Below are 12152 nucleotides of genomic sequence, written 5' to 3' on the forward strand. Positions count from 1 at the left end.
TCGAACGCATGTTCATGGCGATTCCCTTAGCGGCGATTGAGCGGCCACGCAACAGGATTCAATGGGGGGCGTGAGCCCTCAATCCTCCAGCGTACCCGATCTGGCATCGGCGCTCTTTCTTTCGCCGACCAGTTTCAACAGATCCTCGCCGGCGCGGATGATGCGGCGCGAGCGCCGGGTCAGGACGATGCCGTCCTGCGGTGCGAACACTTCCGTGCGGCCGTCGGCTTCGCCCGGTGCATGCACGATGGTGGCGAGGCGTGTGCCCGTCGCGACGCGATCGCCGGGCTTTACGTCATAGAGGACCGCACCCGCCCGGGGCGCCGGCATCATGTCGATGTTCTCCAGCGGCGCCACGACACCGGTGAAAGGACCGGGCGCCGGGATGGCCGGGTCGGCGACCACGCCGCGCGCCACCAGCAGCCGGTAGAGGCCTTCGGCATCGGCGGCGGCCAGGGCGCCGTCGACATCGAGGATGCCGCGATATTCGACCGTGGTGGCGACACGACGATCGAACTTGGCCATGTCGGCGGGAACGTTCTGGTAGGGCATGATCGAGGCGCCTTCGAAGGTGCCGTCTGCATCCTCGCTCCACAGCACCACCGCGTCGACGCCCATGGCGGCAGCGCAATCGGCCATGGCCGGCCAGAGACTCGTGTGGACGTAGAGATAGGCGAGGCCCTCATCGTCGCAATGCAGGTCGAGCACGATGTCGTGGCCGAGCGAAAGCTGCACCAGCCGGGTCTTCAGCCGTTGGTCGGCACTGCCAAGGACGGTGTTGGGCAAGAGCGCCGCGTCGGGCGCGGCGAGCAGCGGAAAGCCGCGGTTGAAGTTGGTTCGGGTGCCCAAATGAAAACGGCCCTGATGCTCGCCGAAATGATATTGCGCGCGGCCGATCGGGTTGGCCCAGGGCGCGATGGTGATGTCGCCCCTGATGCGGCCTTCGGCTTCAGCCTCGCCGAGCATCGGCATCAGCGCATCGATGGCGACGACGCCCGGCAGCTCGCCGGCATGGAGTGCGGCCTGCAAATAGGCCGATGGTGCCGCTTTGTCCGCACCGGCGAAGCGGAACAGCGGGAATTCGTAGGAAACGCCGTCGCTGTCGCCGGCGATGCGTTCGATCGATTTCTGCATGACGTCCTCCTTCGAGCGCGGAAGACATGCCCATTGAAGGCGCCGATGTCGATTGGTCCAGCGCGCCGCGCTATGGGCGCAACAGATTACTCCGCCGGAGCTTGAAGCGGGAGGGGCGCGCGCCGGTCCAGCGCCCGCGTCAGGACCGCGACGGTGACCGCCAGCAGGGCCAGTGCGGCGCCGACCAATGGCAGATTCGCGTAGGAAATGCCTTGGGAAAGGGCCATGCCGCCGATCCAGGCGCCGCCCGCATTGCCGACATTGAAGGCGCCCTGGTTGAGTGTGGCGGCGAGGTTTGGCCCCTCGGAGGCCGCCTCGACGACGCGGATTTGCAGCGGCGGCACGACGACGAAGACGAGCAGGCCCCACAGGAAGACGATGCCGATGGCAACGCTCGCTATCGCGCCGAACTGCATGAAGCAGACGAACAGGAGTGCCAGCAACAGCAGCGTGCCGATGACCGTCGGCATCAGTTTCCAGTCGGCCAGCCTGCCGCCGATGATGTTGCCGATGGTCATTCCGGCGCCGAACAAAAGCAGCACCCAGGTGACCGCCGCCGTGGACAAGCCGGAGACGTCGGTGAGGTAGGGTTTAATGTAGGTGAAGACGGCGAACAGGCTGGCTGAAGCAAGGGCCGCGATCAGCATCGCCAGCCAGACCTGCAGCTTGCCCAAGACACGCAGTTCGCCGCGCAGGCCGCCGCCGCTCGGCTCGGCGACATCTGACGGCACCAGCCAGGCGATGGCGGCGACCGAGATCAGGCCGATGCCGACCACGGCCAGGAAGGTGGCGCGCCAGCCGAAGGCTTCGCCAAGCGCCGTGCCGGCCGGAACGCCAAGGATATTGGCCAGCGTCAGTCCGGCGAACATCAGCGCGATGGCGCTGGCGCGCTTGTTGCGCGGCACCAGGCTGGCGGCGACGACCGATCCGATGCCGAAGAAGGCGCCGTGGCCGAAAGCGGTGAAGACGCGCGCCGCCATCAGCAGCCAGTAGTTGGGCGCGATGGCGCAGAACTGATTGCCGATGACGAACAGCACGGCCAGTCCGACCAGCACCGGCTTGCGCGGCAAATGCGCGGTCGCCATCGCCACGATCGGCGCCCCGAAGACGACGCCCAACGCATAGCCGGTGACCAGCAGGCCGGCCGAGGGGATGGACACGCCGAGGTCGGCTGCGACCTCCGGCAGCAGGCCCATGATGACGAATTCGGTGGTGCCGATGCAGAAGGACGCAATGGCAAGCGCAAGGATCGGCAAAGGCATGGGGCGTCCAGACTGAATCGGTTCAATCAGAGACTGCGCGAAGCGCGCCACGGCACACAAGCGCCATTGCCGCAATGCAGCAATGCAGAAATCGGAGAGCAGAAGATGGCGCCGGCAGCCGTGCTTGTGCCGAGCCGGCTCTAGAGACGGGACTGAACCCAGCCGAGCGGTCGAACCGACCGGCTGAAGCCTGAACTCAGACCAGCGGCCTTAACTCCTGGGCGATGGTGGGCAGCAGCTCCGAGACATTGGGGTGGATGTGCATGGCGCGCGCCAGCGTGTCGACAGGCGCCTTGGCGTACATCAGGTCGAGCACGCAATGCACGGCCTCATCGCCGCCGGGGCCTAGCACGCAGCAGCCGAGGATTTCCCTGGTGTCGGCATCGACCAGGATCTTCATGAAGCCTTGCGTCTCGCCTTTTTCGACGGCACGGCCGACGCGGGTCATCGGGCGCTGGCCGACCAGCGCGCGGCGGCCGGACTTTTTCACCGCCGCCTCGGTCATGCCGCAGCGGCCGAGCGGTGGGTCGATGTAGAGCGCGTACGCTTCGATGCGGTCGCTGACCTTGCGCGGATCATTGTCGAGCAGGTTGGCGGCGACGATCTCGTAGTCGTTGTAGGAGGTATGGGTGAAAGCGCCCTTGCCGTTGCAGTCGCCCATTGCCCAGATGCCGGGCACGCTGGTGCGCAACTGGTCGTCGACGACGATGAAGCCGCGCTTGTCGACCTCGACGCCGGCTCTGTCGAGGCCAAGGTCGTCGGTGTTGGGTGCTCGTCCCAGAGCCAACAGCACGTGCGAGCCGACGGCGGCTGGCTTGCCGGCCGAGAAGGTCACGGCGATGTCGTTGCCTTGCTTGGCAAATGCGATGTCGTCGGCGCCGAGATGGATCGCAATGCCTTCGTTTTCGAGGATCGACAGGATGGCTGCCGAAACGTCCTCGTCCTCGCGACCGGCTAGGCGCGGGCCTTTTTCGATGACGGTGACTTGCGAGCCGAAGCGACGGAACATCTGCGCGAATTCAAGCGAGATATAGCTGCCGCCTACGACGACGAGATGGCGCGGCAAAACGTCGAGATCCATCATCGAGGAATTGGTCAGATAGTCGATGTCGTGGATGCCGGGCAGGTCAGGCACGGAAGCGCGACCGCCGGTGTTGAGGAATATCTTTTCGGCGGTCAAAAGGTCGTCGCCGACGCGCACCGTGTTCGCCGATTCGAAACGCGCATGACCGCGATAGAGCGTGCATTTGTCCATGCTGCCGATCCAGGTCTCGAGCCCTGTGCGGGCGTCGATTGTCACCTTGTCCTTGCGCGCCTTGATCGTCTCGTAGTTGACGCCGACGGGGCCTTCGAGCGTGACGCCATAGTCGGCGGCTCGGCGGGCGAGATGCGCCGCATAGGCGCTGGCGACCATGGCTTTGGTCGGCATGCAGCCGGTGTTGACGCAGGTGCCGCCGACCAGCTTGCGCTCGATCAGCGCCACGCTCATGCCGGCGTCATTCAACCGGCCAGCCAGCGAAGGGCCGGCCTGTCCGGCGCCGATGACGATGGCGTCGAAGGTTTTGACCGTCATGCCACCGCCGCCACGATGAGCAACCCGCCGATGATCGCCACCGCGTCCTCGATGAAAGCGGCAGGCGGATCCTTGCCGAAGCTTGCTGCCAGCCGGCCGCGTACTTCCGCACCGCCGAGCGTCCCGATGACTGCGCCGATGGCGCCGGCGATCAGGCCGCCGATGGTGGAACCGGCAGTGGCGCCGATCACCGCGCCGCTGAAGGCGCCAAGCAGGATACGGGCGCCAAATTGCTGCGGCACCTTGCGGCTTGGCGTCGACGGCAGCTGGTCGGTGACCAGTTCGACGATGGCCAGGATGGTGAAGATGCCGACAGCTGCCCAGTGGCTCATGAAGCTGGCCCAGGTGCCGGCAACCGGCAGCCAGCCGAGATACGCGCCCCAGGCGACGGTTGCCGGCGCTGTCATGGCGCGCAGGCCGGCAATGACGCCGATCAGAAGTGCGAGAACATAAAGCATGATTGATCCCCTCGATCCCGGGCCAGGCAACCCAGCAAGAGCAGGCTAGCATAGGCCCGGCATTTGACCAGCGCATGACTCCGAAAAAAGCGAATGAGGATTGCAAGTCGGTGTTGCAGGGTGCAGGGACTTTCCATTCACTGCAATTATGCTTTGGCAATGCCGTCCACCGGAGGTCCCGTCATGGCTGGAAGCGAGCGCGCAAAGATGGCGGCCGGCGAATGGTACGCATGCCTCGACGATGAACTGGAGGCCCTGCGCGTTACGGCGCGCGACGCCGTGTTCGAGCACAATTCGCTGCCGCCGCGGCAGCGCGGTGATCTCGGGCCAGGGTTGAAGGCGCTGCTCGGCAGCGTGGGCCAGGGCGTCCGCATCGAGGCGCCGTTTCACTGCGCCTATGGCTTCAACATCTTTCTCGGCGACGGCGTCTTTCTCAATGCCGGCTGCATCATTCTCGATACGGCAAGCGTTCGCATCGGCAAGGGAACGCTGCTCGGTCCCAATGTGCAGATCTATTGCGCGGAGCATCACAGGGAACCTGCCGGACGGCAGGTCGGCCTGGAGATCGCCGGGCCGGTGGAGATCGGCGCCAACGCATGGATCGGCGGTAGCGCCGTCCTGCTCGCCGGCGTCAGCATCGGCGAGGGCGCCATCGTCGGCGCCGGCGCCGTGGTGACGCGCGACGTGCCCGCGAACACGACGGTGGTCGGCAATCCCGCGCGGGCGGTCAAGCGCGGCTGACGCGTTTTCGCGGACGATCAATGCGACAACGCATGGGCCGCGCGCACATCCGGATCGGCTCGCCTGGAGAATTCACGCCGGTACTGCGCCGGTGATGTCCTAAGCCTTGCAGCGAAATGTTGGCGCAGTGACGTGGCGCTGCCGAAACCGGCCTCGTAGGCAACGATGTCCATCGATTTTTCGGTCGCTTCCAGCAGCCGTTGCGCTAGTTCGATCCGCTGGCCGATCAGCCATTCGCCGAAACTGGTGCCGATCGATTTCTGGAAGCGGCGGGTGAAAGTGCGCCGGGTCAGACCGGCTGCTTCGGCGACGCTGTCCAGGTTGTGCGCTTCGCCGGGCGTCGCGCGAACCGCGTCGAGAGCCCTGGTGAAACGGTCGGCATCCGCGCTTTTCGCCAGGGGATGTTCTATGAATTGCGCCTGCCCGCCCTGCCGATGCGGCGAGAGGACGATCTGGCGGGCCAGCCGCAGCGCTGCTTCCGCGCCGTAGCGGGCACGCACGATGTGGAGGCAGCAATCGAGGCCGGCCGCAACGCCCGCCGATGTCACGACATCGCCATTGTCGACATAGAGCACCGAGGCATCGACCGCGATGTCCGGGTGCATTTTTTGCAGCTGCTCGGAATAGGCCCAGTGCGTCGCCGCGGCGCGACCGGAAAGCAGCCCGGCGGCGGCAATGGCAAAGGTCCCAAGGCAAAGGCCGACGATCAACGCGCCGCGTCGATGTGCCTGGCGCAAGGCCTTCACCAGTTGCTGTTGTGGCGGCTCGCTGAGATGATGCCAACTCGGGATGATGACGATGTCGGCGTCGTCGAGGCCCTCCAACCCATGCGGCGCGGTAGCAGTCAGACCGGCCTCGGTATGGACAGGGCCGGCCGTGCCCGCGCAGATGCGGAACTCGAAGCGGGGTAGGCCGAGCGCCGTCCTGTCCTCGCCGAACACCAGGCATGGCACGGAGAGATGGAACGGGCTGATGCCGTCGAAGGCGAGGACAGCAATGATCGGATCGGCCAAGGGCGTCTTCCAGCGAGAAAAAAAGATTGTCCCAATTCTTTCGAATGATGTCAATTGGGACACTTTTGGCGACCCGACTGCCGGCCTATTCTCGGCGCATCGCATTCAAGCCCGAAAGGAAAACATCATGTCCGAGCCAGCCAACACCACGCCACGCCGGGCGCTGATCGTCGTCGATGTCCAGAACGATTATGACGGCGGCAATCTCGCCATCCAGCATCCGCCGTTCCGCGACAGCGTCGTCAATGTGGCGCGCGCGATGGATGCCGCTGCCGCCGCTGGCATCAAGGTGGTTGTCATCAAGCAGATGGCGCCCGAGACGTCGCCAATCTTCGCCAAAGGCAGCCATGGCGGCGAACTGCATCCCGAGATCGCCAGGCGTGGCCGCGACCACTATGTCGAGAAGACGCTGCCCTCCGCCTTCACCGGCACCGATCTCGAGGACTGGCTGCGCGCCAATGCCATAGATACGATCGCGGTCGTCGGCTACATGACGCATAATTGCGATCTGTCGACCATCATCCACGCCGTGCACATGGGGTTCTCGGTCGAGTTCCTGTCCGACGCCACCGGCTCGGTGCCTTACGCCAACAGCGCCGGCTATGCCTCGGCCGAGGAAATCCACCGCGTGGTGACGATCATTCTGCAGTCGCGCTTCGCCGCCGTGCTCAAGACCGCCGAATGGGTCGACTGCCTGAAGACCGGCGCGTTGCCGGAACGCGACACGATCTTCGGCTCCAATCAGCGGGCACTGGCTCGCAACGCTGCGTAATCGTCCGCGAAATAAAAGGGCGCCGCATCGCTGCGGCGCCCTTTTGCACTTTGGAGTTGAGGGTTTTTAGAACAAACCTTCGATCTGGCCCATCTCGTTGAGGAAGATCTTTTCTGAGGATGGCGCCTTGGGCAGGCCCGGCATGGTCATGACCTCGCCACAGATGATGACGACGAAGCCCGCACCCGCCGACAGCCTGACCTCGCGCACCGGCACGGTATGACCGGTTGGCGCGCCGCGCAGGTTCGGGTCGGTCGAGAACGAGTATTGCGTCTTGGCCATGCAGACCGGCAGGTGGCCGTAGCCGGCCTGTTCCCAGGCGTGCAACTGGTCGCGCACCGACTTGTCGGCGATCGCTTCCGATCCGCGATAGATGCGCTGGACGATGGTGTTGATCTTCTCGAACAGCGGCATGGCATCGGGATAGAGCGGCGCGAACTGCGAGGCGCCGGATTCGGCCAGCCTCACCACCTTGTTGGCGAGTTCCTCGATGCCGGCCGATCCCTGGGCCCAGTGCTTGCACAGGATCGCGTCTTCGCCCATCGAGGCGACATAGGCCTTCATCGCCTGGATCTCGGCCTCGGTGTCGGAATAGAAATGGTTGATGGCGACCACCGCCGGCACGCCGAACTGCCTGATGTTCTCGATGTGGCGGCCGAGATTGGCACAGCCCTTCTTGACCGCCTCGACGTTCTCCTTGCCGAGGTCTTCCTTCTTGACGCCGCCATTCATCTTCATGGCGCGCACGGTAGCGACGATGACGGCCGCCGCCGGCTTCAGGCCCGCCTTGCGGCACTTGATGTCGAAGAACTTTTCGGCACCGAGATCCGCGCCGAAGCCTGCTTCGGTGACGACATAATCGGCGAGCTTCAGTGCCGTCGTGGTGGCGACGACCGAGTTGCAGCCATGGGCGATGTTGGCGAACGGGCCGCCATGCACGAAGGCCGGGTTATTTTCCAGCGTTTGCACCAGATTGGGCTGCATGGCGTCCTTCAAGAGCACGGCCATGGCGCCGTCGGCCTTGAGGTCGCGGGCATAGACCGGCGACTTGTCGCGGCGGTAGGCGACGATGATGTCGCCGAGGCGTTTTTCAAGGTCCTTCAGGTCGGTCGACAGGCACAGGATAGCCATGACTTCCGAGGCGACGGTGATGTCGAAGCCGGCTTCGCGCGGAAAGCCGTTGGCGACGCCGCCGAGTGAGCAGATGATCTCGCGCAGCGCGCGGTCGTTCATGTCCATGACGCGGCGCCAGACGACCCGGCGGGTGTCGATGCCGAGCTCATTGCCCCAGTAGATGTGGTTGTCGATCAGCGCCGACAAAAGGTTGTGCGCGGTGGTGATGGCGTGGAAGTCGCCGGTGAAATGGAGGTTCATGTCCTCCATCGGCACGACCTGCGCATAGCCGCCGCCGGCCGCACCGCCCTTGACGCCGAAATTCGGGCCGAGCGAAGCCTCGCGGATGCAGACGATCGCCTTCTTGCCGATGCGGTTCAGGCCGTCGCCGAGGCCGACCGTGGTGGTCGTCTTGCCTTCGCCGGCCGGCGTCGGGTTGATGGCGGTGACGAGGATCAGCTTGCCGTCCTTGTTGCCTTTCACCGACTTGATGAACTCGGCAGAGATCTTCGCCTTGTCGTGGCCATAGGGCAAAAGATGCTCGGTCGGGATGCCGATCTTCTGGCCGATCTCCTGGATCTGCTTCTTCCTGGCGCCGCGCGCGATCTCGATGTCGGACTTCACTTCGGCCATGACGGCTTTCCTCTGGATTGAACGGTGGAGGGGACGGGTTGATCTCACTCGCAGGCAGGCTGGAACGGCGCGAGGGCATGTTCTAACCCTGTCGCTGCCGCGGCGTCAACTTCCATGCAACTATGTTTCCTCTAGAGAAAATTCCTCTGCGGACCGGCCGACCTGTCAGCGGTTCTTTCTGGCTCCGTTTGCCGCGCCGTATAGAAGCCAGAGGACGCGCCGCTCCGCCGTCTCAAAACAGCCGCACACAATGCACGGAATGCGACAGAGGCGACGGCGCAAATCCGCCATCGAAGAGGTTGCGGCGGAACAGCGTTACTGCGTCAGCACGTTGCTGATTTCAACCATGTTGGAGCGCACCCTGAGCACGTAGAAGCCCATCGTCGTCAGGTGCGTCGGCAACAGCCAGCCGTCCTCGCGGCCATTGGCGATGATGAACGGTTGGATGCGTAGCGCCGAGACGAACTGTGCGTCCATCGTGTCCCACAGGCTTTGCAAATGCTTTTCCTTGATGACGTCATCGAAGTCGGCCTGGGCGCCCTTCATCAGGCCGTAATAGGCGTAGAGCTGGCCATAGGCGAACCAGTAACGGTCGTCGGCACGGAAGTCGAACCAGCCATTGTTGTGGTTCTCGGCGCGCTCCTTGAGGATGGCCGAGGTCGAGCCGATGTCGCTGGCGATACGGTCGATGTACTGCTTCAGATTGTCGGCGCGGGCATCGAAGGTCGCCTGGCAGGTGGCCAGCCGGGCGTTGAACGAGCGCAGCTTGCGCACGGCGTCGCGATAGTAGCTGGGGGTCGGCGTCTTCGGGCCGAACGGACTCACGCCGAAATACCAGGTGTATTCGTCGAACTGCAGATTGCCGCGCGCATCCTGCAGGTCGGCATCGATCTGCGATGTCGTGCGCACCCGGCCGAGATTGTCGGCGAGTTCGGTCGCTGTGCGCCGTACCGCCTGGTTGATGCCGCGCTGGAACGAGGCCTTGTTGTCCATCCACGGCGTGTTGTCCCAGTTGATGCCGAACAGGCCGAGCTTGTAGAGGATCATCGACGAGATCCAGGCATTCTGGTTGACGTTGAAATCGGTCAGGTCGGCGGCGATCTGGGCGATGCCGGAGTTGCCGCAGGTCCGGGCGGTATCCGTGCCGGCGCCGGCGGCCAGCTGTTCGCCGGCGGACACGTTGCGCTTCTCGAACGTGTAGTTGTCGGGGTAGCTCGGGTTGAAATTGTTCCACCACTGGGTGGCGTAGAAGAAATTGGCGTAAAGGCCGATCAGCACCAGCAAGGCGAGGCCGACCACCGCCTTGAGGATCCAGCCGCGTTGCGCATACCAGCGCCCGGCCCATAGGAACGGCCACAGGATGACGCCGATCAGAAGGCCGATGCCGCGGCCGATCCATTGGAAAATCCCGGTGAAGAAGTTCACGATCGGATTGAGCATGGCTGTGTCACCCCTCATAGCATGATGCCAAAAAGTTGCAGACTTTTTGGATAACATTATTCGCCAAAACAACACGTTAGAACGAAATGACGGTTTATTTCGTTCTAGTCAGTCAGGCCGTAGAGGCGTGTGCGGAACGCCACCTTATCCTTCAAATATGTGGTTTTCAGAACGTCCACAACATGCGATCGCCAGGCGTCGCTGAAGCCGTCATAATCGTCGTAGAAGCCCTGCTTGTTGAAGATGTAGCGCGAGACGAAGTCCGACGGCACGAAATCCGAAATCAGCCGGTTGGTCAGCCAGGCGTCGGGATGGTCGGGCTTTGCCCGGATCACCAGGAAACGTTGCTGCGGAAAGACATCCTCGATCTTGAGGTGGCCAAGCTGGGCGATCTCGCGTTTGGCGGCATTGAGGAAAGGAAAATTGCCGTCCTTGGTGATCAGGTCCGCATGGCTCTGGATCCAGGTCTGCAGCCAGACCTTGTCGACGTCGGTAAGGTTGCGGTTCGGCTCGGCATCGCGGATCAGTGCTCGCACCACCATCTCGGCCCGGTGCTCGAGATAGCCCGATGTCTCGATCCAGGAGGCGCGCGGCAGTTCGATGCGACCGGTGGCTGCAAGGAATTTGAATACCTTGTCGGCATCGTTGATCGAGAGATAGCTGACCTGCCACGGACGCGAGCGGCGGAAGCCGGGGGCGGCCGGATCGCTGATCACCGTCGTCATGTCGGGATCGACGAACACGTAGAGGCCGCCGAAATGGCTGGTCCAGTAGGCGTTGTGGCGGAAGATCACCTGGTCGGGCACCAGAGCGTTCTCTCTGATATCGCCGCAGATTTTCGCCAGTTCCACCATTCGGGTCAGCATGGCATTGTCGCGCCAGGCGTCGGGCTCCTGCCTCAGCCGGTCGACCAGCTTGCCGAGCTCGGCGGCCTTGCCCAGCACATCCTCGGCCGACAGCACCTTGAACTCGACCTGGTTGATCGACAGCAGGTCCTCGATGTCGTTGACCTTGGGAATGGAATCCTCGATCTCGCCGTAGATCACGTCCTTGATGGTCAGCGCGTCGATGGCGCGCTGGTTCTTCGACATGAACTCGAACATCAGCTGCGAGGTGTTGGAGAAGGCGGTGTGCACCACCGGCAGGTCGATCTGCGACGGCGTCAGGATAATGAAGCGGCGATTGACCTCATTGGGATCGAGATAGTCGTAGTCGCCGCACTCCTCGGCCACTTCGGGCGAGAAGCCGGTACGGTCGATCTGGAAGCTCTTCAGCTTGGTGGGTGTGAGGCCGAACGCCGCCAGCGCCTTGTTGTAACGCTGGATGAGATGCGTCTCGTCGACCGTCAGCAGCCGGCCATAGATGAGTTCATTGTCGCGCAGAAGGTCGGGTTTGCGGACCATTATTCCTTCTCCCCGTTTACGGGGAGAAGGTGCCCGAAGGGCGGATGAGGGGCGGCGCAAACGCTCATCATCTTTCCCCTGACGTTGAAGAGGGCAAAAACTTAACGTCGACAGCGATCATTCTCTGGTTGAGCCTACCATCCAGCGCCGCAACAATCGTATCCAGAACACTCTTGCGGCCCGTCAGGACATCAACGTGCCAAACTCTTAGCACCGACCAACCATTCCTATTCATAGTTTCGTCCCTGTATCGATCACGGGATCGGTTTGCGTGCTGGCTTCCATCAACTTCCACGACCAGATTGGCTTCACGACAAGCGAAGTCAGCGAAATAGGGGCCAATCGGCAGTTGGCGAACAAACTTGCGGCCATTCAATCGCCGTCCGCGCAGTTCATGCCAAAGCCTTTCCTCGGCTTCGTTTTCCACCTTCCGTAGCTCACGGGCTCTCGCCACCTTCGGCTCGTTTCCACTACGCATGGCGCTGCCCCTCATCCGCCCTTCGGGCACCTTCTCCCCGTAAACGGGGAGAAGGAAAGGGCGCTCCACTCACACATTCCAACTGCCCTTCTTCTTCATTTCCTCCATCTCCCGTGCGGCCCTCTCACGCAG

At 63.3% G+C, this 12152-nt stretch carries 11 protein-coding genes; 2 read left to right on the forward strand and 9 right to left on the reverse strand.

Annotated elements, in window-relative coordinates:
- Nucleotides 1-78 precede the first annotated feature (78 nt).
- The 4 genes from NKI49_RS05950 to NKI49_RS05965 all read right to left on the reverse strand — a co-directional run bounded on the left by NKI49_RS05950 (nucleotide 79) and on the right by NKI49_RS05965 (nucleotide 4427).
- A complete protein-coding gene (locus tag NKI49_RS05950; protein WP_352600930.1) occupies nucleotides 79-1134 on the reverse strand; it encodes a M14 family metallopeptidase in 1056 nt (351 codons plus the stop codon).
- A gap of 86 nt (nucleotides 1135-1220) precedes the next feature.
- Nucleotides 1221-2396: an MFS transporter gene (locus NKI49_RS05955; RefSeq protein WP_352600928.1), complete on the reverse strand. Its 1176-nt coding sequence runs from the start codon at nucleotides 2394-2396 to the stop codon at nucleotides 1221-1223.
- A 196-nt stretch (nucleotides 2397-2592) separates the two neighbouring features.
- Nucleotides 2593-3969: an FAD-containing oxidoreductase gene (locus tag NKI49_RS05960; RefSeq protein ID WP_352600926.1), complete on the reverse strand. Its 1377-nt coding sequence runs from the start codon at nucleotides 3967-3969 to the stop codon at nucleotides 2593-2595.
- Nucleotides 3966-4427 carry a DUF4126 domain-containing protein gene (locus tag NKI49_RS05965; RefSeq protein WP_352600924.1) on the reverse strand — a complete coding sequence of 154 codons (462 nt, stop codon included), beginning with the start codon at nucleotides 4425-4427 and terminating at the stop codon, nucleotides 3966-3968. The genes NKI49_RS05960 and NKI49_RS05965 overlap by 4 nt, the downstream gene beginning before the upstream one ends.
- 183 nt (nucleotides 4428-4610) lie before the next feature.
- Here NKI49_RS05965 and NKI49_RS05970 point away from each other — a divergent pair, with 183 nt between their 5' ends.
- Entirely contained in the window at nucleotides 4611-5168 is a 558-nt protein-coding gene (locus tag NKI49_RS05970) for a sugar O-acetyltransferase (RefSeq protein ID WP_352600922.1), read from the forward strand.
- Between the two features lie 17 nt (nucleotides 5169-5185).
- On the opposite strand, the gene NKI49_RS05975 is transcribed toward NKI49_RS05970, so the two are convergent.
- Nucleotides 5186-6181, reverse strand: a complete 996-nt coding sequence (locus NKI49_RS05975; RefSeq protein ID WP_352600920.1) for a GlxA family transcriptional regulator — start codon at nucleotides 6179-6181, stop codon at nucleotides 5186-5188.
- A gap of 127 nt (nucleotides 6182-6308) precedes the next feature.
- Between NKI49_RS05975 and NKI49_RS05980 the strand changes: the two genes are divergently transcribed.
- Complete coding sequence (locus NKI49_RS05980; protein WP_352600918.1) at nucleotides 6309-6953, forward strand: cysteine hydrolase family protein; 645 nt, start codon at nucleotides 6309-6311, stop codon at nucleotides 6951-6953.
- A gap of 66 nt (nucleotides 6954-7019) precedes the next feature.
- Here NKI49_RS05980 and NKI49_RS05985 read toward each other — a convergent pair whose 3' ends face one another.
- The 4 genes from NKI49_RS05985 to NKI49_RS06000 form a co-directional block, all read right to left on the reverse strand.
- Nucleotides 7020-8699, reverse strand: coding sequence for a formate--tetrahydrofolate ligase (locus tag NKI49_RS05985; RefSeq protein ID WP_352600916.1), 1680 nt, complete (start codon nucleotides 8697-8699; stop codon nucleotides 7020-7022).
- Nucleotides 8700-9014: 315 nt separating this feature from the next.
- Nucleotides 9015-10139, reverse strand: coding sequence for a DUF2333 family protein (locus tag NKI49_RS05990; protein ID WP_352600914.1), 1125 nt, complete (start codon nucleotides 10137-10139; stop codon nucleotides 9015-9017).
- A gap of 104 nt (nucleotides 10140-10243) precedes the next feature.
- Complete coding sequence (locus tag NKI49_RS05995) at nucleotides 10244-11542, reverse strand: DUF6638 family protein (RefSeq protein ID WP_352600912.1); 1299 nt, start codon at nucleotides 11540-11542, stop codon at nucleotides 10244-10246.
- A gap of 67 nt (nucleotides 11543-11609) precedes the next feature.
- Complete coding sequence (locus NKI49_RS06000; RefSeq protein WP_352601176.1) at nucleotides 11610-12020, reverse strand: endonuclease domain-containing protein; 411 nt, start codon at nucleotides 12018-12020, stop codon at nucleotides 11610-11612.
- Nucleotides 12021-12152: the final 132 nt, after the last annotated feature.

It is taken from the genome of Mesorhizobium sp. M0587, assembly GCF_040320945.1.
GTDB lineage: Bacteria > Pseudomonadota > Alphaproteobacteria > Rhizobiales > Rhizobiaceae > Mesorhizobium.

Coding starts and splice junctions, on each gene's coding strand:
- NKI49_RS05985 (WP_352600916.1), bottom strand. CDS start 8,699: ATGGCCGAAGTGAAGTCCGACATCGAGATCGCGCGCGGCGCCAGGAAG.
- NKI49_RS05990 (WP_352600914.1), bottom strand. CDS start 10,139: ATGCTCAATCCGATCGTGAACTTCTTCACCGGGATTTTCCAATGGATC.
- NKI49_RS05995 (WP_352600912.1), bottom strand. CDS start 11,542: ATGGTCCGCAAACCCGACCTTCTGCGCGACAATGAACTCATCTATGGC.
- NKI49_RS05960 (WP_352600926.1), bottom strand. CDS start 3,969: ATGACGGTCAAAACCTTCGACGCCATCGTCATCGGCGCCGGACAGGCC.
- NKI49_RS05955 (WP_352600928.1), bottom strand. CDS start 2,396: ATGCCTTTGCCGATCCTTGCGCTTGCCATTGCGTCCTTCTGCATCGGC.
- NKI49_RS05965 (WP_352600924.1), bottom strand. CDS start 4,427: ATGCTTTATGTTCTCGCACTTCTGATCGGCGTCATTGCCGGCCTGCGC.
- NKI49_RS05950 (WP_352600930.1), bottom strand. CDS start 1,134: ATGCAGAAATCGATCGAACGCATCGCCGGCGACAGCGACGGCGTTTCC.
- NKI49_RS05980 (WP_352600918.1), top strand. CDS start 6,309: ATGTCCGAGCCAGCCAACACCACGCCACGCCGGGCGCTGATCGTCGTC.
- NKI49_RS05970 (WP_352600922.1), top strand. CDS start 4,611: ATGGCTGGAAGCGAGCGCGCAAAGATGGCGGCCGGCGAATGGTACGCA.
- NKI49_RS06000 (WP_352601176.1), bottom strand. CDS start 12,020: ATGCGTAGTGGAAACGAGCCGAAGGTGGCGAGAGCCCGTGAGCTACGG.